The 26021-nt window shown below is 57.5% G+C and carries 22 protein-coding genes; 6 read left to right on the plus strand and 16 right to left on the minus strand.

Annotated features, from left to right (window positions below):
• From AC1RN6_RS06285 to AC1RN6_RS06300, 4 genes are all read right to left on the minus strand, one after another.
• On the minus strand, window positions 1–465 hold the full coding sequence (locus AC1RN6_RS06285) for a GNAT family N-acetyltransferase (protein ID WP_493003911.1): 465 nt from the start codon (window positions 463–465) through the stop codon (window positions 1–3).
• A gap of 127 nt (window positions 466–592) precedes the next feature.
• On the minus strand, window positions 593–2005 hold the full coding sequence (locus AC1RN6_RS06290) for an efflux transporter outer membrane subunit (RefSeq protein ID WP_493003912.1): 1413 nt from the start codon (window positions 2003–2005) through the stop codon (window positions 593–595).
• A gap of 17 nt (window positions 2006–2022) precedes the next feature.
• Complete coding sequence (locus AC1RN6_RS06295; protein WP_493003914.1) at window positions 2023–3582, minus strand: MDR family MFS transporter; 1560 nt, start codon at window positions 3580–3582, stop codon at window positions 2023–2025.
• A complete protein-coding gene (locus AC1RN6_RS06300) occupies window positions 3579–4712 on the minus strand; it encodes an HlyD family secretion protein (RefSeq protein WP_493003916.1) in 1134 nt (377 codons plus the stop codon). Before AC1RN6_RS06300 ends, AC1RN6_RS06295 begins: the two co-directional genes overlap by 4 nt.
• Before the next feature lie 104 nt (window positions 4713–4816).
• Here AC1RN6_RS06300 and AC1RN6_RS06305 point away from each other — a divergent pair, with 104 nt between their 5' ends.
• The 3 genes from AC1RN6_RS06305 to AC1RN6_RS06315 all read left to right on the plus strand — a co-directional run bounded on the left by AC1RN6_RS06305 (window position 4817) and on the right by AC1RN6_RS06315 (window position 8122).
• Complete coding sequence (locus tag AC1RN6_RS06305; RefSeq protein WP_493003918.1) at window positions 4817–5329, plus strand: MarR family winged helix-turn-helix transcriptional regulator; 513 nt, start codon at window positions 4817–4819, stop codon at window positions 5327–5329.
• Between the two features lie 214 nt (window positions 5330–5543).
• A complete protein-coding gene (locus AC1RN6_RS06310) occupies window positions 5544–7247 on the plus strand; it encodes a ShlB/FhaC/HecB family hemolysin secretion/activation protein (RefSeq protein WP_493003919.1) in 1704 nt (567 codons plus the stop codon).
• 236 nt (window positions 7248–7483) lie between these two features.
• Window positions 7484–8122 (plus strand): hypothetical protein, encoded by a 639-nt coding sequence (locus AC1RN6_RS06315; protein ID WP_493003921.1) that lies wholly within the window; start codon window positions 7484–7486, stop codon window positions 8120–8122.
• Here AC1RN6_RS06315 and AC1RN6_RS06320 read toward each other — a convergent pair.
• Both AC1RN6_RS06320 and AC1RN6_RS06325 read right to left on the minus strand, forming a co-directional pair.
• Complete coding sequence (locus tag AC1RN6_RS06320) at window positions 8105–8323, minus strand: hypothetical protein (protein ID WP_493003923.1); 219 nt, start codon at window positions 8321–8323, stop codon at window positions 8105–8107. The two genes, AC1RN6_RS06315 and AC1RN6_RS06320, sit on opposite strands and share 18 nt — an antisense overlap.
• Window positions 8324–8384: 61 nt before the next feature.
• Window positions 8385–8777, minus strand: coding sequence for a hypothetical protein (locus AC1RN6_RS06325; protein ID WP_493003925.1), 393 nt, complete (start codon window positions 8775–8777; stop codon window positions 8385–8387).
• Window positions 8778–9123: 346 nt separating this feature from the next.
• Between AC1RN6_RS06325 and AC1RN6_RS06330 the strand changes: the two genes are divergently transcribed.
• Window positions 9124–9441 carry a hypothetical protein gene (locus AC1RN6_RS06330; protein WP_493003926.1) on the plus strand — a complete coding sequence of 106 codons (318 nt, stop codon included), beginning with the start codon at window positions 9124–9126 and terminating at the stop codon, window positions 9439–9441.
• A 393-nt stretch (window positions 9442–9834) separates the two neighbouring features.
• Here AC1RN6_RS06330 and AC1RN6_RS06335 read toward each other — a convergent pair whose 3' ends face one another.
• The 3 genes from AC1RN6_RS06335 to AC1RN6_RS06345 all read right to left on the minus strand — a co-directional run bounded on the left by AC1RN6_RS06335 (window position 9835) and on the right by AC1RN6_RS06345 (window position 17940).
• A complete protein-coding gene (locus AC1RN6_RS06335) occupies window positions 9835–10095 on the minus strand; it encodes a hypothetical protein (RefSeq protein WP_493003928.1) in 261 nt (86 codons plus the stop codon).
• Entirely contained in the window at window positions 10092–10913 is an 822-nt protein-coding gene (locus AC1RN6_RS06340; RefSeq protein WP_493003929.1) for a hypothetical protein, read from the minus strand. The genes AC1RN6_RS06335 and AC1RN6_RS06340 overlap by 4 nt, the downstream gene beginning before the upstream one ends.
• Before the next feature lie 238 nt (window positions 10914–11151).
• Window positions 11152–17940 carry a two-partner secretion domain-containing protein gene (locus AC1RN6_RS06345; protein WP_493003931.1) on the minus strand — a complete coding sequence of 2263 codons (6789 nt, stop codon included), beginning with the start codon at window positions 17938–17940 and terminating at the stop codon, window positions 11152–11154.
• Between the two features lie 326 nt (window positions 17941–18266).
• Here AC1RN6_RS06345 and AC1RN6_RS06350 point away from each other — a divergent pair, with 326 nt between their 5' ends.
• Window positions 18267–18434 carry a hypothetical protein gene (locus tag AC1RN6_RS06350; RefSeq protein ID WP_493003932.1) on the plus strand — a complete coding sequence of 56 codons (168 nt, stop codon included), beginning with the start codon at window positions 18267–18269 and terminating at the stop codon, window positions 18432–18434.
• An 87-nt stretch (window positions 18435–18521) separates the two neighbouring features.
• Here AC1RN6_RS06350 and AC1RN6_RS06355 read toward each other — a convergent pair whose 3' ends face one another.
• The 4 genes from AC1RN6_RS06355 to AC1RN6_RS06370 all read right to left on the minus strand — a co-directional run bounded on the left by AC1RN6_RS06355 (window position 18522) and on the right by AC1RN6_RS06370 (window position 22742).
• Window positions 18522–18758: a hypothetical protein gene (locus AC1RN6_RS06355; protein ID WP_493003934.1), complete on the minus strand. Its 237-nt coding sequence runs from the start codon at window positions 18756–18758 to the stop codon at window positions 18522–18524.
• Window positions 18759–18999: 241 nt separating this feature from the next.
• The gene (locus AC1RN6_RS06360; RefSeq protein WP_493003936.1) at window positions 19000–19662 is read right to left on the minus strand and encodes a response regulator; all 663 of its coding nucleotides are present in this window, start codon (window positions 19660–19662) and stop codon (window positions 19000–19002) included.
• The gene (locus tag AC1RN6_RS06365; protein WP_493003937.1) at window positions 19659–21209 is read right to left on the minus strand and encodes a PAS domain-containing sensor histidine kinase; all 1551 of its coding nucleotides are present in this window, start codon (window positions 21207–21209) and stop codon (window positions 19659–19661) included. Before AC1RN6_RS06365 ends, AC1RN6_RS06360 begins: the two co-directional genes overlap by 4 nt.
• 237 nt (window positions 21210–21446) lie before the next feature.
• Complete coding sequence (locus AC1RN6_RS06370; RefSeq protein WP_493003938.1) at window positions 21447–22742, minus strand: EAL and HDOD domain-containing protein; 1296 nt, start codon at window positions 22740–22742, stop codon at window positions 21447–21449.
• Window positions 22743–23291: 549 nt separating this feature from the next.
• Between AC1RN6_RS06370 and AC1RN6_RS06375 the strand changes: the two genes are divergently transcribed.
• Window positions 23292–24383 carry an alkene reductase gene (locus AC1RN6_RS06375; RefSeq protein WP_493003940.1) on the plus strand — a complete coding sequence of 364 codons (1092 nt, stop codon included), beginning with the start codon at window positions 23292–23294 and terminating at the stop codon, window positions 24381–24383.
• A gap of 7 nt (window positions 24384–24390) precedes the next feature.
• On the opposite strand, the gene AC1RN6_RS06380 is transcribed toward AC1RN6_RS06375, so the two are convergent.
• From AC1RN6_RS06380 to AC1RN6_RS06390, 3 genes are all read right to left on the minus strand, one after another.
• A complete protein-coding gene (locus AC1RN6_RS06380; RefSeq protein ID WP_493003941.1) occupies window positions 24391–24705 on the minus strand; it encodes a DMT family transporter in 315 nt (104 codons plus the stop codon).
• 115 nt (window positions 24706–24820) lie between these two features.
• On the minus strand, window positions 24821–25426 hold the full coding sequence (locus AC1RN6_RS06385) for an FMN-dependent NADH-azoreductase (RefSeq protein WP_493003943.1): 606 nt from the start codon (window positions 25424–25426) through the stop codon (window positions 24821–24823).
• Between the two features lie 101 nt (window positions 25427–25527).
• Window positions 25528–25962, minus strand: a complete 435-nt coding sequence (locus AC1RN6_RS06390) for a carboxymuconolactone decarboxylase family protein (RefSeq protein ID WP_493003944.1) — start codon at window positions 25960–25962, stop codon at window positions 25528–25530.
• Between the last annotated feature and the right edge of the window lie 59 nt (window positions 25963–26021).

Here is a 26021-nt window from a genome sequence, read left to right on the forward strand (position 1 = left end):
CTAGAGCTCACGGCCGAGGAATTTCGTTCCCGGCACCGGATTGAAAGTGAAGGGCGCCGTTGCGGTAAACCCGAACGAGGCATAGATGTGCTGCGCGGCGGCGAACTCCGGCAGTACGTCCAGGCAGATGCGCACGTAGCCGGCTTCACGGGCTTCCTGCAGGATGCGTTCGACCAGGCGGCGGCCGAGCTGTTCGCCGCGTGCCTCCGGGCGTACGTAGACGCGTTTCATCTCGCAAGTCTGGGCATCGACTTTGCGCAAGGCCACGCAGGCGACTGCACGGCCGCCGCGCCAGGCGAGCAGCAGCCTGCCATCGGGAGCGGCGTATTTTCCCGGTAATGCAGCAAATTCGGTTTCGTAATCCTGGAAGCCGAGATCGACGCTGACGCTGCCGATGTATTCGCGAAAGATATCGATGACGGCATCGCGGTCGTCGGGGAATTGAGCGTGTCGGATTTCTGTCATGCAGCAATTTTAGCGTGGCTTGTCGTCACGGCATTTTTTTCGGCAGCGGAGAACAAGACAGACCTCCATGGCACAAGACCGCGACGCACTATGGGGCAATTCTGCGCGTCGCTGCTGCAGCGATCTGCTAGCTGTTCCAGCCCAGTCCCAGCGCCTTCTGGATGGCGACGAAACTGCGCGTCAGATTGGCTTCGGCCTGCAGCAGATTCTGCTGCGCGCTGAGTTGCTGGCGCGTAGTGTCGAGCACATCGATGAAAGTCGTCGTGCCCGCGCGATAACGTTGCTGCGCCAGATCCAGCGCCTGATCCGCAGACACCTTGTTGCGCGCCAGCGTCGCCACCGTGATGCGGCCGTTGCGGAATCGCGAGAGTGAATCTTCGGCGTCTCTCAGCGCTTCCAGCACAGTCTGGCGATATTTCATTTCCGCTTCATTGCGTACTTCTTCGGCCTGCGTCACGCGCGCGGCATTGCGGCCGAAGTCGAGGAAATTCCAGCTCAGCATCGGCGCCAGGATGGTCGCAAAATCGTCCAGCTTCGTCAGGTCGGAAGCATGCGTGCCGCCGAGGCCGATCACGCCGAATAGTTTCAGGCTGGGGTAGCGCGCCGCCTCGGCCTGACCGATCTTGGCCGTGTCGGCAGCGAGAGTGCGTTCAGCAGCGCGTATGTCGGGCCGATGCCGCAGCAGTTCAGTCGGATCGCCCACCGCAACCGATGCCGGCGGCAACGGCAGCGGCGCCCCGGCATTTAGCTTGTCGTCGAGCGCGCCGGGTTCTTCACCCGCCAGCGTGGCCAGCTGATTCAGATACGACTCCATTTCTGCGCGCAGCGGCGTCAGGTCGGCACGCGTGCCTTCCAGTTGATTTTGCAGACGCAGGATGTCGAGGTTCGACGCCGTGCCGCGTTCGAGACGTTGACGCGCAAGCGTGATCATCTGCTCCTGCGCAGCGATCGAGCGGTCGCCGAGAGCGATGCGTTGCTGGCGGTCGCGCAAGCTGATGTAGGCGTTGGCGACTTCAGCGGCGAGGCTGACCTGGACGTCTGCCAGCGAGGCTTCGGCCGCTTCCGACGTCGCGCGGGCGGCCTGGATGCTGCGCTTGTTGGCGCCGAAAATGTCGGCTTCCCACGATGCGTCGAAACCGAGGTTGTACAGGTTTGTGGTGGTCGCAGAACCGTCTCCCGACAGGGACGGCAGCTTGGCGTGCGCATACAGCGCCGAACCGCTGGCGGTTGGCATGGCGTTGGCTTTTTCCAGGTTCAGCGCCGCACGCGATTGCTGCAGTCTGGCCTTGGCAACGTTCAGATTGGGATTGGCGGCAAGTGCGCGTTGTACCAGTTCGTTGAGCAGCGGATCGGATAAGCTTTCCCACCAGTTATTGCGTTGCGTGGCAGTTGTCTGCACGGCGTCGCCGCCGCGCAGGAAGTGGCCGTTCTGCGTGGCACGCGGTGCGGCATCGGGCGGGCCGGCATATTCAGGACCGAGCGTGCAAGCCGACAGCAGCGCTGCCGCTGCGAGCGGAATAAGATAGGAAGTAGGGCGCATAGGATTCATCGTGAGCATCAGTGAGTCGTAACCGGAGGCGCGTTGGTCGGCAGCGGGCGCAGGAAAAATACCAGCGGCGTCACGCAGAGAATGCCGACGCCGAGCAGCCAGAACAGATCGGCGTAAGTCATCGTCAGGGCCTGCACCTGGATCGTGGCGCCCAGCGCCTGGAATGCGTTGGCTTGTCCGCCCAGCGCCGCGCTTTGTGCAGTCATGAAGGATTGCACCAGGTCGGAGTTGGCCGACAGGCTGTCTTCCAGGCGGCGGCTGTGCAGCCAGATGCGCTGATCCTGGATCACCGCAATGCCGGCCAGCGCGAGCGAGCCGCCGAGGTTGCGCGCGGCGCTGTACAGGCCGGCCGCATCGCCCGCCTGCGACGCCGGCACCGAACGGATCGCCGCCTGATTCAGAAAGATCATGGCCAGCACGGTGCCAAGGCCGCGCAGCAATTGCGAGGCAATGAAAGAACCGCCGCTCGACAACGGACTCAGATCGGTTTCGATGAAGGCGCTGAACGCCAGCATCAGCAAGCCGGCGCCGACCGCCAGACGGATATCCAGACGCCGCATCAGCATCGGCGTGAAAGGCATCATCAGGATCATCGGCACGCCGGACAACAGCACGATCTCGCCGGACTGCAGCGAGTTGTAGTCGGCAATGCCGGACAGAAATTGCGGGATCACATACGCCGTGCCGTACAAGGCCACGCCGACCACCATCGCCATCGCCACCACCGAACCGAACTGGCGGTCGCGCAGCAGCCGCAGCTGAATCACCGGATGGCGCGCGCGTATCTGGCCGATCGCCAGCAGGATGAAACCGATCACCGAGACCAGCGCCAGCCAGCGGATGTCAGTTGAGGCAAACCACTGTTCGCGCTCGCCTTCTTCCAGCACCACGGTCAGACCGCCGAGACCGAGCGCCATGCCCAGTACGCCGAACCAGTCGGCTTCGCGCAGCAGATCGAACTTCGGTTTTTCATACGGCATCGCCACCAGCAGCAGCGTGATCAGCGCCGCACCGACCGGTACATTGATGAAGAAGGAGTAGTGCCAGCTGACGTTCTCGGTCAGCCAGCCGCCGAGCACCGGTCCCAGCACGGGGCCGAGAATCGCGGTGGCCCCGAACATGGCGTTGCCGACCGGCTGTTGCCAGCGCGGCAGGCGCGTAGCGATGATGGTCATCGCCGTCGGTATCAGCGCACCGCCGGTGAAGCCTTGCCCGACACGGCCGATGATCATCATCGGTAAGCTGTTGGCGAAGCCGCACAAGATGGAAAAGCCGGTGAACAGACTCGCCGCCAGCAACAGCAGCGTGCGCAGGCCCAGCAATTTTTCCAGCCAGCCCGACAGCGGGATGATGATGATTTCAGCCACCAGATAAGCGGTGGCGATCCACGTGCCCTCGGTGCCGCTGGCGCCGATTTCACCCTGGATGGTCGGCAGCGATGAGTTGACGATGGAAATATCGAGCGTCGCCATCAGCGCGCCGAGCGTACCGGCGGCGACCGCCAGCCACGCCGCGGCGTCAGCGCGCGCAGGCGGCTGAAGCGGAGACTGGGCCTGAGGCGTGCTCAAAGGTGTTTCCCTTCGCTGTCTCTGGCGTCTTTCGCATCTTTGGCATTGATGGTGTTGACCTTGGCCGTCACCGACAGACCGGCGACGAACAGGCGACGCGTTTCAGGGCCGACATCGACGGCGATGCGCACCGGCACGCGCTGGACGATCTTGGTGAAATTGCCGGTCGCGTTTTGCGGCGGCAGCAGCGAGAACTGGGCGCCGGTACCGGGCGAAATGCTTTCCACATGCGCCTGCAATTCCTGACCCGGCAGGGCGTCGATCTCCACGGTTGCCGGCTGGCCGACGCGCATCAGACCGATTTGCGTTTCCTTGAAATTGGCGACCACGTAGAACGCGGTCGGCACCACCGACATCATGCGGGTGCCGGCCGAGACAAACTGGCCGACGCGCACCGATTTGTCGCCGATGCGGCCGTCGGTGCTGGCCTTGATTTCAGTCGACCCCAGATTGACGTTGGCGGCGTCGAACTGCGCCTGTGCGTTTTCACCCTGCGCGTGCGCCTGGCGGATCTGGGCCTGCATCGAGTTCACGCGCAGTTGCGCTGCTTCCAGTGCAGCGCGGCGAGCGGCCACGGTGGCGCGCGACAAGGCCGCCTGATTGCGCAGCGAGTTCAGCTTTTCTTTGGTTTCTGCACCGGTGGCTGCCAGCGGCGTGTAGCGTTCAACTTCGCTGGCGGCGAAACGCGCATCTTCGTCCGCCGAAGCCAGTTGCGCCTGGGCCTGGGCGATGGCGCTCTTCTGCTCTTGCAGCGAAGCCTTGGCGGATTCTTCACTGGCTGTCGCAGCGTCGATCTGCGCCTTGAACTGCGCAGTTTGCGCGGCATAGTCGCGCGGGTCGATACGCACCAGCGGCTGGCCGGCTTTCACGTCCTGGTTGTCGGCGACGTAGACTTCTTCCACATAGCCGGAAACCTTGGGCGAGACCGTCACATTGTCGGCGTGGATGTAGGCGTCGTCCGTGCTCTCGATATATTTGCCGCGCGTTTCATGGTAAAAGAACCATCCTGCCACCGCGATCACGGCGACCAGCGCGGCGCTGCGCAAGATCAATCTGGCGCGCGGGCTCATGCGTTTCTTGGGCTTTTCGGGAGTAGGGGCTGCTGGGGTAGGAGTATCCGCTGCGCTCATGCTTGTTCTGTCCTGGTCAGTAGGAAATTATCGGCACCTGAAGTGGAAATCGTTGGCGCCTCAAATTAATGGAGGTACCATATAATATGCCAACAGAGAAAAATATGTCCAATACCTTTACACTCGCCTCTGAAAACATCGAGGCCGGCGAAGCCTTGCGCGACTTTTATCTGACGTCGCAACGCACGCTGAACCGTTTGATGGCGGCACAGGGCGCTTCGTTCGCAAAAACCAAAATGATGATTTTTATACATCGTCAGGGAAAGGTGCGTTCCACCGATCTGGTGGAAGCCTTCGGCTTCGCGCCGCGCACCATCACCGAAGCGGTGGACGCGATGGAAAAGGACGGCCTGGTGGAACGCGTGGCCGACGCCAGCGACCGCCGCGTCAAGCACATCTCATTGACGGCGGCGGGCGTCGAAGTGGTGCAGTTGTCGGAACCGATACGCAAGCGCTTCACCGACCAATTGTTCGAAGTCCTGGATCCGGCGGAAAAGAAACAGCTCGCGCAACTGATCGGGCGGCTTAATGTGCGTCTGCGCGAGCTGGGCGAAGAAGGTGTCGACGGCGCCGACGGGGCCGATAGCAATAACAACAACGACAGCAGCTGCGCCTGACGTCCCTTCCGATCAAAGAGGCCGCCGGCAAAAAATCATGCAGGCATCAAACTGAAAATCGCGTTGATGTAAGGCAAACGCAACTTCTGATCGTAATCAGCTTCTTCGTTGAAATACGTTTTTTGATTCTGTCTTTCCAGACTATTCCTATAGCTGTTTTTTTTGCGACTTTTTACACTGCTCCCGCAAAGTCCAAAAACAAGGGGAATAGTTCATGCAAAGCATCGCGCCGCGGTTGCTGGGCGGCATTGTCGTGCTGCTCGTCACCGGTACCACTCTGGCACAATCCAATGGCGAAGGAATCTCCGCTAACCAGGAACAACTGCAACGCGAACGTGAACGCGTACTGCGCCAGCAGCAGGAGAAGTCGCCCAATGTGCGCCTGCCTGCGCCGAAGGAAATCGATACCTCGACACTCTTTCCGGTGGAAGAGTCGCCTTGCTTTCTGATCTCACAGATCAGCCTGATCGGCGAAGCGGCCGAACGTTTTCAGTTTGCGCTGGACAGCGTCGCCGGCAAGGATGGCGCGCTTGGCCGTTGTCTGGGTACGGAAGGTATCAATACTGTCATCGCACGTACGCAGAATGCGCTCATCTTGCGCGGCTACACCACATCCCAGATCCGTGCAGCACAGCAAGACATCAAGGCCGGCAAACTGGTCCTGACGATCTTACCCGGCCATGTACGCCATATACGTTTTGCTGACGACGCCAGCCCGCGTGGCACTGCCTGGAATGCCCTGCCGATCAACGAAGGCGATATCCTCAATCTGCGCGATATCGAACAAGGATTGGAGAATTTCAAACGCGTGCCGACGGCTGAGGCCGATATTCAGATCACCCCGACAGCAGCCGCTGCGCAACCCGGCGATAGCGACCTGGTGATCCACTACCAGCAGCGTTTTCCGTTCCGCTTCAATCTCTCGCTGGATGACGGCGGCTCCAAGGCCACCGGCAAATATCAGGCCGGCGCCACACTCTCCTACGACAACTGGTGGACACTCAACGATCTGTTCTATGCCAGCTGGAACCGCAGCCTCGGTCACTATGGGGATCATGGCGCCAACAGCTACACGGTCCATTACTCCGCGCCTGCCGGCTACTGGATGCTGGGCGGCACCCTATCCGGCAGCCGCTATCACCAGCAAGTCGCCGGCGCAAACAGTCCCATTATTTACAGCGGGCAGAGCGAGAACGCGGAGCTGAAACTGTCCCGCCTCATCTACCGCGACGACGTACGCAAAACGACGCTGTCGCTCAAAGGTCTGCTGCGCAACTCGCGCAATTTCATCGACGACACGGAAGTAGGCCCGCAGCGCCATCAAACCAGCGCCTGGGAAGCAGGCATCAACCATCGCGAATTCATCGGCAACGCCACCGTCGACGCCAACCTCGCCTATCGCCGCGCTCTCGATAAACAAGGCCGGGAGCCGGAATCCCACGCTGACTTGCCGCAACTGGCGACGCGCTACAGCCTGTTCCTGGCCGATGCGACTATCAATGCGCCGTTCCAGATCGCTGACCAGCACCTGCGTTACAACGGCAGCGTACGCGCACAATGGAATCGTGGCGCATTGCCGTCGCAAGACCAGTTTTCCATCGGCGGCCGTTACACCGTACGCGGCTTCGATGGTGAGTTGATTCTGCAAGCCGAGCGTGGCTGGCTGGTACGCAATGAACTGGCGTTGGCCTTGGGACAGAGCAACCATGAGCTATATGCAGGTATTGACTCGGGACAGGTTAGCGGTCCGTCGGCGCAATATCTTCTGGGAGAACGCCTGACGGGCGCGGTCATCGGCTTGCGTGGCGCGTTTTGGAAGATGAGCTATGACGCTTTTATTGCTACGCCGTTGAACAAACCAGATGGGTTCAGGACGGCAGCAGTCACCGGTGGATTCACCGTAAATTTTGGATTCTGAGTTTTAACCGGAATATCCCGAATACCTCGGATATGGCGGAGCTATTTCAACAAAAAATAATAGAGTCCACCATAAAAATCGCTTCATGGTTAGGGATTGTTCTGGGTTTTTTATTTTTCTGTATCGCATATGCTTTCCATCAATAGTTGAAAACTCAATTTTAGTGAGGCGGCATCAACGTTTAAAAAGTTGGAAAGAAAAATATTTTGTTCACAACGCACGAGAGTATTTCGAAAATGAAGTTATTTTATCTATTAGTCACGTCACCGTTTCTACTTGCGGGTTGCGCCTCTGCACCTCCTTACAAAGAGCCGGCGCCAAATGAGGCGAGCGCCTCTTTATCCATCGAGTTCGGAAGCGAGACAGGAGACCTCAAAATATCGTACGGGAAAACCGATGCTAACGATTGTTTCGAATTTTCGACTCTTTATACGGTGCAGAATTCTCGTCCAGGAAGTGAAAAGACACGGCAAGCCAAGCAAGTTGCGATTCCCGCAGATGCGCCTCAGGTACTTCGATACAACAGGATCAACTATAACGAATACTGTGATGTTAACTTACGTTTCGTACCGCAGCAGGGCAGGCATTATGTGCTTCGAACTGATAACCGTTACTTGGCACCAGAGAATGATTTGCCGGCTTTCTTCGGGGGCGGTGCCAAACAGCAGTGCGTCGTCGAGCTATTTCGTAAAGATGCCGGCGACGTCCTAAGTCCGGTGCAGTTCGATAGACTGCCGATCAAGCCGACACGCATGAGTGCCTCAGGCTGTCCCAAGATCCTCAATAAAATGCGCTCTGCCTTCTTGTTCGGTAGCAGGCGGCAATTCGATCTGGATACGTCTGGAACAATGAGACCCTTATCGTCTGCGGATTGAATGTGATGGCTTGCCGCCTGCGACCACCGTCGAACCTGCCGAGGTTGTGCTGTTTTGCACGGTGTTGCTCTGGTTGCTGGAGGCGTCCATTGAGATGGCGAGGTCGACGCCGCCGGCCAGCACTTTGCTGCGACCGTTCTTGCTCTTGGCGTCCTGCATGCTCATTGCTGTCGCCGCCATGTGTTTGATAGTGAGCAGCATAAGTAAAAATTAACGGCATAAAACACACTTGTTGGAAGACGAAAAACCGAGGAAGTCTCATCTACGTTAATTCAGCAACAAATGACCTTATGAGTTCATGGTCTGAGTTTGTCTTTGCAGCCTTCTCCAAAACGGGCGACAAATGGTATAGCAATAAATTAATATCGCTTTTATCGATCGGAAGCTGTTCTTGGATGACCTTAACAAAGAGTTCGAATGACATAAATGAAGCAAAAATTTCATAGATTTTTGAACTGGCAAAAGGCATATTTTTGAGGTAATGCCTCGCCAAACGAATTTGATCTGCTCGCTTCCATGAGATGTGAGGAATCACTTGGAGCGCCTCGGCATATTCCGAATTGCCCGCCGGATAGGTCTTTATTAGCCAATCTGCTGCTTGGCTAAATGTCATCTTCCTAAGCTCTTGACTTATTGCCTTGAACGCCTTGTCCATTTTTTATTTACCTTATCGAGAACGAAACAGAGAATCCGGTAAGCCAGCATTGCCGCTTAGACCGGACGGGGCTGGTAATGACTGGAATTATTCGTCGATAGGTTTAGCTGATTAACAATCAGGCAAAGACTCTTGCTATTTTTTAAGACGCAGAGAGCTTTGTTGTTTGAAAAAAATTGCCATTTACTTACATCTCGGGCTGTGGCGTACACCCTTCAGATCAGTGTTGCCATTGACGTTGACCTTGAAGCCGTCGTCTCCCGCCAGGATGCCGCTTTGCTCGGTCACTACTCTGGTAGTTGCCCTCGACCTTGCTTCTTGATGCGCTGATGCTGCCGCCCAGACTTTGCTGCTGGCCCATATATTGGCTGCTGTCTTGCAGGCTTTCTACATTGAGGTTGCCACCCCTGCCGCGACTGCCGGAGGCGTCGGCGTTGAATATGAGGCCGGAGCTGCCGAAGGAAATGCCAATGTTGAGGTAATTGGCTATTTTTTTAAGCGCCTTAAATCTAGAACACGAGTATCGTGTTTTATTGCAAAACTAAAAATCATACCGATTGCTAAGAAAATAAAACTGGTTACAACAATAACCATTTTCCATTCTTCGACATGCGTAGTAAAAATGAAATATCCGCAAATAAAAAAACAAATAACGGCTACGTAACAAAGTAGTGAGTAAGCTCTTATTTCTAATTTTGTTAAATTATCTTGGGTCTGTTTTTTTAACATTTTTTAGGTGGAGTACATGAAGGAGATGGTTTCAAAGCATTATCTAATATTGGTATCACAATTGGTTGAATTGCTGTAGAGCTCAAGGCAAATCCTGTCTGTACCCATTGTGCGGCTGGCAATGTAGGTGGCAATGCAAGTGGCAATAAAGTTGTTGCGATGTCATACCAAGCAGAAGCTGGAGGCTGCCGTGCTCGCACATTTTGCCGTTGCCATCGGTCCACCTGTATTCGAGTAGATCGGCGCATTGTATGACCCGGTATACGTGATGGCACTCGGCACGGCGTTAAGGGCGTTACGATTGACCTGCTTCTTCTGGTGTCATTAGCTACGAATCCGATGACTGGTCTTTTTCTTTGTCGTAGCTGTCTCTTGCCTGTTTGTAGGTTTTGCCAAAGGGCTTTAATTTAAGAGCATTTGCTTTTTCTGCATATGCTCCAATAGAGGCAATTACAATACCTCCCATCATTCCCCAAAACATAAATTTTTCAGTTAAAAAAAAGTAAGATGCAATCGCAATTGCGAGCCCGAATATCCAGATCGATGTTCTGAACCAAGGAGTGAAGTTGCCCTCTCTGATAATTTTCATTTTTTCGCCCGCATAGCGTTATTCAATTTCTCTGATGCCGTGTTCGCAGGATAACTCCCTTTGATTGCTTCATTAAGTTCATTAAGGGCAGGTCCTGCAAGTGGAAATTTATTACTTAGCCCTGTATTGATGACATCTGCTAAACCGCCAATGGCCAATTGACCTGGATTCGGTCGCAACAACTGCTCAAGCGCACTCGCCCCAAATCCCACCACCGTCGCTGTTCCCGCCATGCCAAATTGCGTAAGTGCACCTGCTTGGCTAACCGCATTAGGCTGCGATGCCAGATAGGTGCCATAGGCAGTCGCAGCCGAGCTAAACCTTCCCGACTGCGTCGAAACCCAACTCGCAGCATCGGCCGCATTATTCTGTCTGTTGGCAAGCATCTCTGGCGTCACCGTCCCCGGCATGATCGAAGGCAATCCAGCCGACGGTGTCCCCGACAATTGTGGCGCCGTATTATTCCAACTATACGTATTGCCGGTGCTGTTCTTTATGTAGGCTTGCAAATCTGAGGAAGGCGGCACGAGCATGGCCGGGTTTTGCATCAGCACCGGCGAGCCATCGGGTGCTTTGCCCAACATCATGCCCGTAGAATCATAAACACGGAAATTCGTCTTGGCGTCATACGGCACAACCGCACCAGTAGAGGCCGTTTCACCCAACTGATTATTGTTAGCTGAACGTAGCGCATCTTCAATCTGTGCTTGCGTATATTGAACATTGCTACCATCAGCAAGCTGTTTGGCGAGTGTTTTCTCTTTCGCCTTGCTGTCCTGATGCAACTGCCGATTGTTAGCGTCTGCACCGTTCAACATGGTTATTTTTTGAACCGCCTTAAATCTAGAACACGGGCGTCGTGTTTTATCGCAAATCCAAAAATAGCAGCTATAGCTAAAAAGAGAAGTTCTACAATTAGTACTATCATTTTTTCAGGCTCCGTCGTTGCGCTGTTCCATAACAAACAAATCAATGAAACACTAAGTGCGCCGTAACAAAAAATGGCGTACACCTTTATTTCGAGCTTCGTCAAGTTATCTCTCTTCTGTTTTTGGGTTAGCATTTTTTAGATGGGCTGCATGAAAAAAGTGGTTTATTAGGCGCTTCTAAAGAAGGAACTATTATTGGCTGAAAAAATGTTAGTCCAAGACTAACGCCTGTTTGTATCCAAGGAGTTTGCGGCAGAACTACAGGCGCAACTATGGAAAACGCATCGTATTTGACCGTTCCATAACTTGGCGGACTTAGCAAATAATTTACAGCTTTAAATGCTCCTGATGCCGCTCCTAACACCAGGTCAGCAGGTGGCGGAGCCCAAATTGCCGCGAGACCTGTCCCAGTAGAAAGTTTATCCGTAGCATCCGCCGCGTAAATTTTTCTGTTGGCAAGCATCTCTGGCGTCACTGTCCCCGGCAAGATCGAAGGCAATCCCGCCGACGGTGTCCCCGACAATTGCGGCGCAACCGTATTCCAACTATACGTATTGCCGGTGCTGTTCTTTATGTAGGCTTGCAAATCTGAGGAAGGTGGCACAAGCATGGCCGGGTTTTGCATCAGCACCGGCGAGCCATCGGGTGCTTTGCCCAACATCATGCCCGTAGAATCATAAACATGGAAATTCGTCTTGGCGTCATACGGCACAACCGCACCAGTAGAGGCCGTTTCACCCAACTGATTATTGTTAGCTGAACGTAGCGCATCTTCAATCTGTGCTTGCGTATATTGACCATTGCTACCATCAGCAAGCTGTTTGGCGAGTGTTTTCTCTTTCGCCTTGCCGTCTTGGTGAAGCTGCCGATTATTGGCTTCCACACTCACCGACGATGCCAACCCAGCCGTGCCGCCCACAGCGACACCGAGCGCAGCCGCCGCCACCTGCGCCAATGCCTGCTTGATCGCATTGGGCGCGTCCAGCTTGTCGATCTGTGCTGCAATGGCAGGCATGGAAACTGACGAGGCCGTCGCCCCCAGCGCACCGCCCACGCCACCACCCAATGCACCGGCTGCTGCATGCAGGGCAGTGCGATAGGCGCCGCCTTCTGCCCAGTTCTTTTCTTCGGCTTGCAGTGCCTCTTTCTTCGCAGGATCGCTTTCCACCTTGATCTGATCTTTGAGGTCCTTGAGTTTCTTGGCGGCGTAGGTGCCGATGCCCTTGGCGGCTTCTTTACCGAAGGCTTCGGAGATCTTGGCCTGCGCTTCCACGTCTTGCTGCAATTCCTTGCCGTTCCAGGTTTTTACAAGGGCGTTGCTGCTGTCCTTGTCGCTTCGGACAGTCTTGTCACCGGCGATGCCGGAGATGCCCGATGTCGTGGTGCTGGAAGCGCTGCCGCTGTCCTTGCCAAATCCGATGCCCGTGCCGTTCATGCTCGTGTTACCGCCACCATATCCGCCACCGGCACTAAAGCTCTGGCTCTCAGCCTTGTAGTCGCTCTTGTTCTGGATGTCGCTCGTGCTAAGGCTGGCAGTGGTAAAGCTATTCTTGTTGTCGGTCACTGCCTTATCGGTGCTGGCGATCTTTGCACCCTTCAGATCAGTGTTGCCGTTGACGTTGACCTTGAAGCCGTCGTCTCCCGCCAGAATGCCGCTTTGCTCGGTCACACTCTGGTAGTTGCCCTCGACCTTGCTTCTTGACGCGCTGATACTACCGCTGCCGCCGGTACCGACACTGACGCTTCCCCCCAGACTTTGCTGCTGGCTCTTGTATTGGCTACTGTCTTGCAGGCTTTCTACATTGAGATTGCCGCCGACATTGGCGGTGACTTGTTTGCCCGATGCGGTGGCACCCCTGATATTGGTGTCGCCGCCGGAGTTCATGACGAGCTGGTTGCTGGCGTTGATATGCGTATTGGTGACATCGCTGTCGCTGCCGTCACCCTTGCCGCGGCTACCCGAAGCGCTGGCATTGACTCTGAAACCGGAGCTGCCGAAAGAAATACCGAGGCTGGCCGAGCTGCCCTTGTTCGTGCTGTGTTCTTCGTTGTTGTTGCGTTGACCGATCAGGTTGATCTGGTTGTCGGCGGTGAGGTTGACATTGGTGCCGCTGACTTCGCTGCCGCCGATAGTGAGGTTGCTGTCTGCACCGGCACCGGTGGCAGTGATGCTGGTGTTGCCGCCTGCGGCCACCGTCGAACCTGCCGAGGTCGTGCTGTTCTGCACGGTGTTGCTCTGGTTGCTGGAGGCGCCCATCGAAATGGCGAGATCGACGCCGCCAGCCGGGGAGGCGGTGCCGCCTGCTGCCCCGGCAGCATTGGCTACGGCCAAGGCGCTGGCGGCATCAGCCAGCACTTTGCTGCGGCCGTTCTTGGTCTTTTGTTTGGCATCCTGCATGCTCATCACGGTTTGCACGGCACTGACCACCGGGTTGGTGATTTGCACGGTGACGCCTTGCTGCTTGGATCTTGTTTCTTGCGTGTTCTGCTCGGTGTTGACACCTGCGGTAATGTCGACCTGCCTGGCGCTGATGCTGATGTCGCCTTGCGGCGCGATGACGGTGCTGGCGGTCTGGGTGTAGTGCCGGCCGGCAGCGAGCGTGACGTTACCGTTGGTGGCGCCGACGGTCGAGCCTGATGCCGTGGCGGTGCTGCGGGTCTGCTCGGTACTTTGCATCTTGCTGCCGACGGTGACACCGAGACCGCCGCCGCTGAACATGCCGGAGGTGGTTTCTTTCTTGTAATGGCTTTCAGTGCCGGTGTCGGTGGCGGCGATGATGTTGACGTCATTGACGGCGGTGACCTGCGTGCCTTGCGTCGAGACCACATCGCTGCCGGTGATGGTGGCGTTGTTGCCTGCGGCCAGCACCGTGGTGTTGCCGCTGAAGGTGCTGCCGTTTTGCCGGCTGGTGCTGCTGGCGTCGTCGGTCTGGGTGGTCTTGCCGCTGAGGATGCCGCTGGAACTGTGCTGGTGCTGGTCGCGCGCACTGGCCGACTCATTGGCGGTGCCGATGTTCAGATTGTTGCCGGCGGTGGCAAGCAACGCCGCGGCAGCCGTGACTTGCGTGCCTTTGGTGGTAAGGTCGTGCCCGGCATTGATACTGATGTTGTTACCGTTGATCTGGGTGGCGACGTCCTGGCTGGCAGTGAGCGTGGCGCGGTTGACGCCGACCTCTTTGGTGCCGTGCGCGCCGTTGGCATCATCGAGGAAGTTGGGGCCGGTGAGGACTTCAAGCATGTTGGAAGCTCCCTTGTCATCGGCCCAGCGGATCTGCTCGGTGTAGCCTTGCGTCACCGTGCCCAGATTGACGTCGCGCACCGCGGAGAGACTGGCGTTGCCGGTGGCGTCGATGAGGGCGGCGTTGGCGTTGATGTCGCGCCCGGCTGCCAGGGTGAGGGTCTTGCCGGTGACGCTGGCGAGGCTGTCGATGTTGGTGCCGGTCGTCGTGGCGTTGGCGGTCGAGACGGTGGTGCTGTTGTTGTTGATGTCGCGATGGGCGAGCAATGTCGCGCTGTTGCTGCCGTCGATCTTGCCGCCCAGGTTGTTGATGTCGGTCTGCGCCTGCAATACCGTGTCGGTGCCGGAAACGCGGCCGCCGAGATTGTTGATGTTGTTGCCGGCCAGCACAGCGGTGTTCCTGGCGGCAATCGTGCCGTTATTGAGAATGTCGCCTGCGGTCTGGTAATTGACGTTGGCGCCGGCGATCAGGGTGCCAACACCTGTGACTTGCAGGCGGTTGGCGCGCAGGTAGACTTGCGGCACCAGCACGTCTTGCCGGCTGCCATCGGCCAGGGTGACGGTTTGCTTAACCAGCCAGACGATGTCGGCCGTGAGCATGGCCATCTGGCTGGCAGTGAGCGCGACACCAAGCTCGTAATGGAAGGTTTGTGCCATCTGTACACCGGCCGTCATGAGCGCCTGATATTGCGCCTCGTTGCTGGTGTAATTACCGGCATAGCGTTGACCGATGGCCTTTTGAATCTGCTGTTGCACCAGGAGTTGTTCGTAGAAGCCGTCGCCGAGTCGTTTCATGACCAGGTTGGGATCCTGGCTCAGTTGCGTAAGCATGAAGTCGGAACTGAGCCAGTTGCGGTAATTCGCAAACTGCGGGTCGGTGGCGATCAGGTAGCGATTGTTGCCAGGTATGAACAGGGCGCTGTTGGGCAGGGTGATGTCGGGGTTGCTGGTGCGCACGACCATGCTGGCGTTGCCGGGAACCGAGCCGGGAGTGGTTTTAAGCGTCTTGTCTTGCTGAGGGGCGCTGCCGTTGGTGGGCGTGATGTCCAGCACAAAGCTGGTCTGGATCGATTGGCCTTCATAAGGGCGGTCATCATAGCGGCGGTCATCGGCGCTGAAGCTGTGGCTCTTGATGTAGGTGTATTTGGCCACGCCGGTGGTGGTGACGACTTGTGTGCCGGCCATACCGTTGTTGACAGGTTTGGTGCCGAGGACGTTGTCGCCGGTGTTGTCGCCACCGGCGATGATCTGGCTGTTGCGGTTGTTGACGGTCTGGCTGTTAAAACGCAGGTCGCCGCCGGTTGTGATCATGCCGGGGTCGCTGCGGGTGACTTTGGTGCGGGCTATCTGTTCGGTGCCGTCGTAAATCGTCCATTCGCTGACCATTTGTCCCGAGGGCAGCATCAGGCGGTAGTTGTCTTCGTCTCCCATCTGCGTCCAGTCGGTCACGATCTGGCCGCTGTCTTTGTTGATCAGTTTGACGCTGTCGGCGTCGAGCTTTTCGGTCGCGCCGTTCAGGCGATATTGCACGATGCGGCGGCCGGTGCTGTTCTCGACGGTTGTTTCGAGGTGGGCGTTGTCGTTATTGACGACCTTGTGGTTGAACGTGGCATTGCCGTCGGCGGCAATGGTGGCGCTGCTGTTGTTGATCGCGTCGCCCATGCCGATGGCGTGGTGGCTGGCGTCGAGCGCATTGCCGGTAACCAGGTCGCCGGCGGAATAGATCAGGGCGTGGTCGCTGTTGTTGATGGCGGTCACGCCCAGATCCATACGCGTGCGCGCTGCGATGACCGGTGCCGAGGTGACGCCGTTGACGGTTTCGGGACTATTGTTGAGCGTATCGCCGGAGAGGGCGATGTGATCACCGTAGATGCGGCCGGTGCCGATGTTGTTGATCGTCGGACTGTCGATGAAGGTGTCGCTGCCGTCGATCAGGCCGCGGTTAGTAAAAGTGTCGCTGCCGGCGGCATGCAGTTGATTGATCTGGGCGATGATCTGGCCGCCGGCATGGTTATCGATGGACGCAGCGGTAGCGTCGAGGGTTTTGCCGGCCAGTAGTTTGCCGCCATTGGTCAGCTTGCCGGAGGTGGTGACGGTGGCGTTGCCGTCGGCCTGAATGATGCCGGAATTGTTGTAATCCGCATCGAGCTTGAGCGACAGATCGCCCAGGCTGAGTACTTTGCCGTCGCCGGTCAGGGCGGCGCTGTCAGCGGACAATTGCTTGCCGGCGATGAGCGTGCCGCCGGTGTTGACGATGGTTTGCGTTTTAAGCGTAGACCCGGGACCACCAACGGCATGCGTGTCGTGCACATCCAGTGTCTGACCGGCAGAGAGCGAGCCGTTGGTGTTGTCGATGACACCGGCGCCGGCAACCGTCAGATCGGTGTTGGCGCGCACCGTGCCTGCGATGTTATTGAGGGTGGTTGCCGCAATCGTCACCGCTTGACCCTGTATGCCGAGATCAGCGCCAGTGGTGTTGCTGTTATTGACGCTCGCAGCCGTGATCGTGGTGACGATGTTGGAGCGGACCAGGCCGCCGTTGCTGTTGTCGAGTTGACCGGAAACAAGGGCTAGTGTCGTGCTGCCCCCTGCCTGCAACTGGCTGCCCTGGTTGTTCAGGCCGGTAGCGGTGGCGGCGATGTTTTGTGTGGCGGTGATGCTGCCTTTGTTGATCAATTGTCCATCGGCGGTGATGATGACGTCGCCAGCACCGGCACCGATGACGCCGGCGTTGTTCATGCCGACGCCATGCTCAGTGCCGACCAGAACAATCTGGCCGCCATACATACCGGCAAGTTTACTCACGTCAATGGAAAACTGACCGGGCGCAGCGCCTGTTGCGCCAATGGCCGGGGTCACGACGCTATGGTCGGGAGAAATCGTATTGACGCCGGTGCTGACCATGAGCTTGTTGGCCCAGATGTTAGCGTTGACTTGCACAGCGCGCGCCATGATGTCGGTGTAGTCGGTGGACCGGGCATCAAGACCGTTGCCGTCAATGGTGACCGTACCGCCGGTGACGCGGTAGGAGTCGAGCGCACCGCCGACGATGTTGGGAACACCTGTCGTCAGGGTGGCGCGGGACGAATTGATGAAACCGGCATTGCCCACATACAGACCGGAAGGATTGGCAATGATGACTTGTGCGCGATCGCCGGCGACTTCGACATAGCCGCGCAAATAGCTGGGATTGCTGGAATTGACTTCGTTGACGATGACCTTGGCGGTGCCGGTCGCCAGCCAGGGATTGCCTTGCACCCATCCGCCGAGTTGCGTCAGCGCATTGTTGCGGGCGTTGTTGAGGATGACGCCCTTGCTGTCGACATCGAACTGGCTGTAGACGTTGCGCGAGATGCCTTGGGCGCTCGGTGTCTGGATGTTCACAAGAGGAACGCCGTTGCCGGTTTGCAGCACGGTCGGCTGCTGGTTGCCTGGCGCGTTGCGGTAGGCCACGACCTGGGCGTCGACGACGGTGACGCTGCCGAAGAGCACAGCAATGCCGAACGCCAGACGCGCGAAACGCAACGAAAATGAACCGGTGAGTGCGGAAAGCGCAGAAATGAACGAGGCGGCGTTACCGGTGGAGCGGCTTTTTCCGTGATTGGTGGCTGTTTCAGCCACGGCTGTGTATTCGCCGGTCTTTTGGTTGAAAACGACTTGATAGATGTTCTTGTTCATGTCTCCGCGCTTGCTCAATCGTTGATCAAGCGCGTGACTATATAAATCTAGCCTTCTGGTACATATAGGAAAAATCTGAAAACTGACACGGTAATTGCCGTTAATGGCGATCTTTCAATCAAGTTTTCGTATTTATTGGAAGTTGGTGAGCGCAATTCATTGCGCGAGTGAAGACCTGCGCGATTGTTTCTCCCCTGTTTTGCGATTTCAAAATCCCGTTGCATGCCGGAAATCAGGAATTCCCTGATTGGAAATTCCAACCTGATGAGTATGCTGTAGTCAGCAACACGGGGATTTACTCAATGTGATCGAAACAGGGGGCTGCGATGACTTACGGAATCAGTTTCACGAACATCGGCATTATTCTTCTCGACGTGTTGTTGGTCTGGGCTTGCCTGAGCGTCGACAAACATCTGAAACTTCTCGACTACGAGGATCAGAAGCTGAAGGACCACGACGAATACCGCTACAAGCAGATTTCTCATCTTCACTGATCGCCGCACCGTGTTGCACGGTCGCCGTCATCGCGGCGCTGCTGCAATCGATGCAATCGATGCAATGACGGCGTGACTGCGGCTGCGTCAGGGTGAACTCGCGCCGTCGTCGTCATCGGGATCGAACTTCCTGCGCAGCGCCAGTTGCTGTCGCTCGCGCGCTTCTTTGTTGCGCTCAAAATTGGCAGCGTTGATTTTTGCCTGCTCCCGGGCATGTTCGAACACCAGCTTTTCCAGCGGGCTTCGTTCGCATCCTGCCAGCAAAAAAAGCAGCAGCGGAAATACGTAGGTCAATCGCATGTTTCTACCCATCGAGGCGGACATCGGTGATGTGTGCAGGGCATTTGTTATGCGTGCAGATTTCCTCGTGGGGAATGTGCAAGGCTTTGCTGTTGGCATGCCGCTGCCGGGGCCGCGCGGGAAGATCGAGGGGGGAGCGCGGGTAGCCTTGATACTAGCCACTCAGCGCGGACATTTCTGTCGGGAAAGTATGACAAGTGCGGGCAAATCTCACTACACTTGCAGCGGCGGCGAAGCACCGTCGATGTCGAGATTGCGAAGCGCTTTATTCCAGCGAAATCAATCCGTGATGGATGGAGAATTTCACCAGGCTGGGCAAGTCGCTGACGCCGATTTTTTGCATCAGCCGGCTGCGATAGGTCTCGATGGATTTGGGCGACAGCGACAGCATCGCGGCCACCTGCGCGCTGGAGTGACCTTCGGCCACCAGCTGCAAGACTTCCCGTTCGCGCGCGCTGAGGGCATCAAGCGGCCCGGAGGACCGGTTGTCTAGCAGGTAATCATCCACCACCGTATCGGAAATCTTCTGGCTCAGATAACGCTGCCCGGCTTGCACGACACGGATGGCGTTGACCAGCTCCGAGCCGGCGGAATTCTTCAGCAGATAGCCGCGCGCACCGGCCTGCAGCGCGCGGAAAATATGTTCCTTGGTCGCATACATCGAGAGCATGATGATCTTCACGCCCGGCGCCTCGTTTCTGAGCAGCAGGCTCGCTTCGATGCCGTTCAGATTGGGCATGGCGATGTCCATGATCACGATGTCGGGACGCAGGCTCACCACCTCTTTCACTGCCTGCCGTCCGTCGCTGCCGGAACCGACTACCTTGATATCGCTATGTACTTGCAGCATCACGGCCAGACCGTCCCTGACGATGGTGTGGTCGTCGGCGATGTAGATGCGGATGGGGGCGGCGGCCGGTATGTTCATAATTCCACCACGACTTCGACGCAGGTGCCTTTGCCGGGTTCGGAAATGATTTTCAGATTGCCGCCCAACGCTTGTGCACGCTCGCGCATGGACACCAGGCCCCAGGTCGGTTTCGATTTCTGATCGCGATGCACGTTCGGCACAAAGCCGGCGCCGTCATCCATGATGGTCAGCGTGACCGAACTTTGCAGGATGTTGAGCATCACTTCGACGTTGGTCGCATGCGCATGCTTGGCGATATTGGTGATCGCGCCCTGCGCGATGCGGAACAGCGAAATCTCCAGCTCCGGCTCCAGCCGATCGGCGATGCCGTAGACATCCACCGTGAACTGAAAACCGCAGCGTCCGGCAAACAGTTCGCACTGCCAGCGCAAGGCCGCTTCGAGTCCATAATCATCCAGCACCGGCGGCCGCAGTTCCGCCATCAGGCGCCGCACGGCGTCGGTGGTGTCGTCGAGCAGGACGATGGAATCCTTCAGGCGTGCTTCCATGCCGGAGGAACCTTCACCCGCAATCTCGCCGCTCATGATGGTCATGTTGATGCTCAGCGCCGCCAGCGCCGAGCCGATGGTGTCGTGCAGCTCCTGCGCAAAGCGGCGCCGTTCGGCCTCTTCCACCCGAGCCAGTTCGCGCGAGACGTCGCGCAGTTCGCGGGTCAGGGCCAGCAGATTTTCCTCGGACTGTTTTCTTTCGGTGATGTCGACATGCGAACCTTGCAGGAAAATCGCCTTGTCGCTTTCATCCAGCATCGCCATCGAGCGCGACAGGATCCAGCGGTAGCCGCCGTCGCGATGACGCATGCGGTATTCAATTTCCAGCGACTCCCTGGGGGCGTCGAGATAGGACTCGGTCGCCGTCACCGCACGTTCGCGGTCGTCTGGATGGATGCGCGCCACCAGTTCGTCCATGGTGTCGCCGATCTCGTGGTCGGCATACCCGATCTGGCGCTTCCACTCCGGCGAGAAATAAAACTGATCGGTGCGCAGATTCCAGTTCCACAAGCCGGTGTTGGAGGCACTGACGGCAAGCTTGAGCTGACCCAGCGTGAATTCCAGTTGGGCGGTGCGTTTGAAAATGCCTTTTTCGAGTTCGTGATGGCGCTTTTCCAGCGCTTCTTCCGCTTCCTTGCGTTCGGTGATCTCGCGCAGGAAGGTGACCACGCCGATGAAGTCCTTGCCGCGGTTGACCATGATCGGACTGGCGCTCACCTCCAGCCAGCAGAAGCGTCCGTCCAGGCGCGTCATGCCCATCATCACATTGCTGACCGGCTGCAGCGAGGCGCCGGCAATGACCATCGGATATTCTGCTTCGTCGAAAGCGGTGCCGTCGCTCTTCATGGCCTGGCGTTGGCGTAGCAATGCAGCCATGTCGGTCATGGCTTCCTTCGGGCATTCCAGAATGCCTTCGGCGACGCTGTTGCAGTCGAACACGGCGCCGTCTTCATGCTGCATGACGATGCCATCCGTAAAGGCGTCTACCAGCGCCCGGTACAGGTCTTCCTTCTTGAGGCAATTGTCATCTGCCGATGTGCAAATCAGACTCTTCATATCTTTCGTATGGATTCTTATTTTTCTATTGCGGTCAGCGGCCTGCAGGCTGCAACCAGTCGGGCCGACACGTGACACTCGTTTGATACTTGCTGAGCGGCACCAGCATAACAGCAGACGAAAGTCTTTTAGCGGTCTTTACGCGTGCTGCACGCAAAAGAATTTGCGCGATCCGCCGGTTGCGGCGGCGAAGAAAGAGTCTCCACGCTTTCTTCCTGTTTTAATCTTGTCATTCGGTCAAGATGCATCGGCGCTCATGTTCTCCGAAATGCTGTCGCCCCATTCAAACGCCTCTTTTTGCACGCTGTAAAACTCTTCCGCAGAGAGTTGAAGATTGTTCAATAGCTCGCTCAGTTGCACAGCGCTGAGCAGTTCCGGTTTTTCCGCCGATTCCACCAGTTGCAGCAGGCCGCCGTAGAACCCGGCGCGCGACAGCAGCGCTTCCCTTATCTCGATGGATACACCGATCTGGCCGATTACGTCGGCGATTTCCAGATTGAACAGCGCATCGGTCAGCGACAGCACGCCGACCATGAAAGCCGTATCGGACTTGTTGGGGCGGCGCGGCTGGACCTTCTGCGACAGCAGCTCGCACATCTTGCCGCGTGTGGCGGCCAGGATCATCAGCGGAGAAGTGGCGGCATTGCGGTTGTTGTTGGGATTGGCGTACAGCAGAATCTGCAGCCAGCGCTTCAGTTGGCGGTCGCCGAGCACCAGCAAGGCCTGTCCCAGAGAAGCGATGTGCCGGCGGAATCCGCACAGCGGCGTATTCACCAGGCGCAGCAACATGAGGCTCAACGCAACATCCTGTTTGATGAAACGCACGATCTCGTAGTTGTTGGCGCCCTTGATGATCAGCGCCAGGATCTGCATGATGATCACGCACGAGGCGCTCAGTTTCTTCCCCTGCAGCACATCCGGCCGGGCGAAGTAATAGCCCTGGTAGTAGTCGAAGCCGTGTTCGCGGCACAGCTTGAATTGCTCGATGGTCTCGACCTTCTCGGCCAGGATCTTCTTGCCCTTCAGCTTGAGGCTGCTGCTCAGTGAGGCGATCTCGGCGGCCGGCATCGTCAGCACGTCGACCTTGACGATCCCGGCAAACGGCATGAGCTGATCGGTGCGGGCGGACTCTTCCACCAGATCGTCGATGGCAAAGACATAACCTGCTTCGGCCAGGGTCTCGATGCGGCGCATCAGCGGCGGCGTCAGCTCCACCGTCTCCAGGATTTCCAGGATGACATAGTCCTTGGGCAGCACAAAGACCACGTCGCTCAGCAGGATCGCGGCATCGACATTGAGGAAGGCAGTGCGGGAACCGATCACATTATGCAGGCCCAGTTCAGCGGCATGTTCGATGACGGCGGCAGTGGCGGCTGCATCATCGGTGACGGTGGCGCGGTTGGCGGCGGTGCTGCGAAACAGCAGCTCATAGCCGATCAGTTCTTGCTCGATGTTCAGAATCGGTTGCCGGGCGAGGAAAAAATCCTTCGCGCCCAGGTCCGGAACATCCATGGTCAAAGCAGCTACAGCCATCTTCTTGTCCTCCCTTATCCGCTGTTCACGCGTTTGCCGCTGCACATGACCGGGCGCTGGTGCGCCTCTTTGTGCATCCATCAATCGCGATGTGAATAAACCGTCAACACAGGTGAAATGCTGCAGATCGGCTTCTGCGGACAAGGTCAGTCGCAAAAGCAATCGACTCCTCCGGCGGCGATACCGCCGGAAGAGAAAAATGCTGAACTGTAGAACGCGTTCTTGAGTAACTGGCGCGATCATAGCAACGCCGTTTGGCTTTGTATGTCGGGAAACCTTGATTGGCGGCGAGGTTGTGAATACGGCGGCTTCTTTTGCGGAAAACGCCGGTCTCAAGTTGTTGGAAAAGCATGTATTGTGCGCCGCTGATTGCAAGGGCATCACACGGGCCGAGATCGCCTCCGACGATGGCAAGCGATACAAAGTCATCACCTCATTGACGACGCATTTGTCCTGAATGTCAGGAACTGCAGCCTCTTTATCCTGACACCATGCGTCCCTACTATGCATACAGCAGCAAATTGTCTGTATCCATTCGGGAGCATTTTCATGTCCAGACTTTTTTCGCCGTTCCAACTCGGCCCTTATCAACTTGAACATCGCGTGGTGCATGCGCCGACCACGCGCTTGCGCGCCAATGCCGACGACAGCCCCAGCGAGCTGATGCTGGAGTACTACCGCCAGCGCGCTTCGGAAGGCGGCCTGATCATCACCGAGTCGACCCATGTGTCTTACGACAGCCGCGGCTATCTGGGTGCGCCCGGAATTTACGAAGACGCGCACATTCCCGGCTGGAAGAAGATTGCCGATGCCGTCCACGCCAAGGGCGGCGTCCTGTTCATGCAATTGGGACATGACGGCCGCCAGTCGCATGTCGACCTGACCGGCGGACCGCTGCCGATTGCACCGTCGGTAGTGCCGTTTGAAACGGATGTCCTGACGCACAACGGCTGGGTGCCGGCCTCACCGCATCGGGCCATCGGCATCGAAGAGATTCAGCTGGTGATGGCTCACTACCGCCAGGCCGCCGAGCGCGCCAAAGCCGCCGGGCTGGATGGCGTCGAGCTGCATTCGGCCAACGGCTATCTGTCCGATACCTTCTTGCAGGACGGCACCAACAAGCGCACCGACGCCTACGGCGGCAGCATCGAAAAACGCGCGCGCTTCATGCTGGAACTGGTGGAGACGCTGGTGTCGGTATGGGGAGCGGATCGCGTCGGCGTGCGGCTTTCTCCAAGCGGACAATGGGGATCGATTTCGGATTCGAATCCCGAAGCGACTTTCACCTACGCCGCGCAGCAACTCAACAGATTCGGCCTGGCCTATCTGCACATCATCGAGCCGCGCGTCAAAGGCGTCGAGACTTTGGACGAGCATCAGCAGCCGGTGGCGTCGGAATTTCTGCGTAAGGTATTTACCGGACCGATCATATCGGCAGGCGGCTTCAACGGTGAAGGTGCAGAAGCGATCTTGCAAAAGGGCGATGCCGATCTGGTAGCCTTCGGCCGCTTCTTCGCATCCAATCCGGATCTGCCGTATCGCTTGCAGTACAAGCTGCCGCTCAATCACTACGACCGCTCGGCCTTCTGGGGCGGGACGTCTGTCGGCTATACGGACTATCCCTTTCATCAGGCGGCCTGAGCGGTGTTTACGACACCAGCTTCAGTCCGATGACGCCTGCGAGGATCAGAACGATACATAGAATCCGCAGCGGCGCGGCGGAGTCGCCGAGCACCGCCATGCCCAGAATGGCGGTGCCCGCCGCGCCGATGCCGGTCCAGACGGCATAGGCCGTTCCCACCGGGAGCGTGCGGATGGAAAAAGAGAGAAGAAAAAGACTCGATAGTCCGGTGACGATCGTAAACAGCGCCGGTACCAGTCTGGTGAAACCTTCGGACCATTTCATGCCGAAGGCGAATGCGATTTCAAAGATGCCGGCGACGCCGAGTAGTGTCCATGCCATGAGTGACAGATCCGTTCAGTGACTCACCGGCGCGGCCGGATGAGGAAGGTAAAAGCGATGTCCGGCAAAAGCGCCGGATGGGGTTTGCCGATTGAAGGCGCCTGCCGGCGGTGGATCAGGCAATAGTCTGGCGCAGCTTTTCCGACAGGGAGCGACGCGTTTCGTTGACGGCTTGCGCTACTGCTTCAGGTCCGAAGACCAGTCCCTGCAGCGCAAAGAAGTGCACGTTGCTGATACCGATCGATGCCAGTGCGTAGCGCAGGTAAGGCGTCAGGAAATCTTCCTGTTTTGCGCGTTCGCCGGCATGGAATCCTCCCGAACTTACCAGTACAAACGTCGGCCGGTCCTTCATCAGGCCGACTTTGCCATGCGGCGCCGACGTGAAGCTGCGATTGATGCGAATCACGTGATCGATCCACAGCTTGAGCGCGGCAGGCACGGTGAAGTTATGCATGGGCGTGACGATGAACAGCATGTCGTGCGATTCCAGTTCGGCTATCAGCCGTTCGGACCAGGCAAACTCCGCCGCCGCGTGCGGCGTGTCGGAAGTGACGGCAATCGCGTAGTCGCGTCCGATGGGTGGAATGGGCAACTTCACCAGATCGCGTTCGGTGATCCGGGCGTTGTCGATCCCCGCGACGGAGAGCGTTTCCCGCGCCAGCCGATAAGCATGGCTTGCTTCGCTGTGCGGACCGCTGTTCAGTAACAAAATGCGTGTCATGTATCTGATTCCTGTGGCGCTGCCTGGTTGCGCGTTTCGGCAACGAAGCAGCGATTGTCGTCGTGAATGACGAAAGGCAAAAAAACGAAATGTGCCGCTAATCAGGTCGGCATGTTGCGGAAGGCGATGGAGAAACGGTTCCAGCTGTTGATCGCCGTGATCAGCAAGGTCAGTTCCACCAGTTCTGCATCGTTGAAATGCGGGCGGACCGCTTCCCACACGGCGTCCGGCACGCGGTCTTGCGCCACCAGAGTCAGCGATTCTGTCCACTCCAGCGCCGCGCGCTCGCGGTCGGTGAAGAACGGTGTTTCGCGCCAGGCGGAGACGGTGTTGATGCGGCGTTCCGATTCGCCGGCCTTGCGGGCGTCGTTGGCGTGCATGTCGAGGCAGAATGCGCAGCCGTTGATCTGCGACGCGCGCAGGCGGACCAATTCCTTGAGCAACTGATCCAGCGATCCCTTGTTGATCTGGTTTTCGATGCCCATCATGGCTTTGATGGTGTCTTTGTCGGCGAGAAAGTCGAGGCGAGGTTGCATGTGAAGCTCCTTGGTAAGGTGAATTGAAACAGAAATCGGGGCAGGAATTGGTGTTTCCT

This window comes from Herbaspirillum sp. GW822-FHT03A08 (genome assembly GCF_058801885.1).

What these genes read in the sequence shown, in the direction of transcription:
- AC1RN6_RS06315 (WP_493003921.1), top strand. Translation starts at nt 7,484, where the DNA reads ATGAAGTTATTTTATCTATTAGTCACGTCACCGTTTCTACTTGCGGGT.
- AC1RN6_RS06335 (WP_493003928.1), bottom strand. Translation starts at nt 10,095, where the DNA reads ATGAAAATTATCAGAGAGGGCAACTTCACTCCTTGGTTCAGAACATCG.
- AC1RN6_RS06365 (WP_493003937.1), bottom strand. Translation starts at nt 21,209, where the DNA reads ATGAAGAGTCTGATTTGCACATCGGCAGATGACAATTGCCTCAAGAAG.
- AC1RN6_RS06390 (WP_493003944.1), bottom strand. Translation starts at nt 25,962, where the DNA reads ATGCAACCTCGCCTCGACTTTCTCGCCGACAAAGACACCATCAAAGCC.
- AC1RN6_RS06355 (WP_493003934.1), bottom strand. Translation starts at nt 18,758, where the DNA reads ATGTCCGCCTCGATGGGTAGAAACATGCGATTGACCTACGTATTTCCG.
- AC1RN6_RS06310 (WP_493003919.1), top strand. Translation starts at nt 5,544, where the DNA reads ATGCAAAGCATCGCGCCGCGGTTGCTGGGCGGCATTGTCGTGCTGCTC.
- AC1RN6_RS06285 (WP_493003911.1), bottom strand. Translation starts at nt 465, where the DNA reads ATGACAGAAATCCGACACGCTCAATTCCCCGACGACCGCGATGCCGTC.
- AC1RN6_RS06300 (WP_493003916.1), bottom strand. Translation starts at nt 4,712, where the DNA reads ATGAGCGCAGCGGATACTCCTACCCCAGCAGCCCCTACTCCCGAAAAG.
- AC1RN6_RS06360 (WP_493003936.1), bottom strand. Translation starts at nt 19,662, where the DNA reads ATGAACATACCGGCCGCCGCCCCCATCCGCATCTACATCGCCGACGAC.
- AC1RN6_RS06350 (WP_493003932.1), top strand. Translation starts at nt 18,267, where the DNA reads ATGACTTACGGAATCAGTTTCACGAACATCGGCATTATTCTTCTCGAC.
- AC1RN6_RS06325 (WP_493003925.1), bottom strand. Translation starts at nt 8,777, where the DNA reads ATGGACAAGGCGTTCAAGGCAATAAGTCAAGAGCTTAGGAAGATGACA.
- AC1RN6_RS06345 (WP_493003931.1), bottom strand. Translation starts at nt 17,940, where the DNA reads ATGAACAAGAACATCTATCAAGTCGTTTTCAACCAAAAGACCGGCGAA.
- AC1RN6_RS06375 (WP_493003940.1), top strand. Translation starts at nt 23,292, where the DNA reads ATGTCCAGACTTTTTTCGCCGTTCCAACTCGGCCCTTATCAACTTGAA.
- AC1RN6_RS06385 (WP_493003943.1), bottom strand. Translation starts at nt 25,426, where the DNA reads ATGACACGCATTTTGTTACTGAACAGCGGTCCGCACAGCGAAGCAAGC.
- AC1RN6_RS06380 (WP_493003941.1), bottom strand. Translation starts at nt 24,705, where the DNA reads ATGGCATGGACACTACTCGGCGTCGCCGGCATCTTTGAAATCGCATTC.
- AC1RN6_RS06370 (WP_493003938.1), bottom strand. Translation starts at nt 22,742, where the DNA reads ATGGCTGTAGCTGCTTTGACCATGGATGTTCCGGACCTGGGCGCGAAG.
- AC1RN6_RS06320 (WP_493003923.1), bottom strand. Translation starts at nt 8,323, where the DNA reads ATGCTGCTCACTATCAAACACATGGCGGCGACAGCAATGAGCATGCAG.
- AC1RN6_RS06305 (WP_493003918.1), top strand. Translation starts at nt 4,817, where the DNA reads ATGTCCAATACCTTTACACTCGCCTCTGAAAACATCGAGGCCGGCGAA.
- AC1RN6_RS06290 (WP_493003912.1), bottom strand. Translation starts at nt 2,005, where the DNA reads ATGCGCCCTACTTCCTATCTTATTCCGCTCGCAGCGGCAGCGCTGCTG.
- AC1RN6_RS06340 (WP_493003929.1), bottom strand. Translation starts at nt 10,913, where the DNA reads ATGTTGAACGGTGCAGACGCTAACAATCGGCAGTTGCATCAGGACAGC.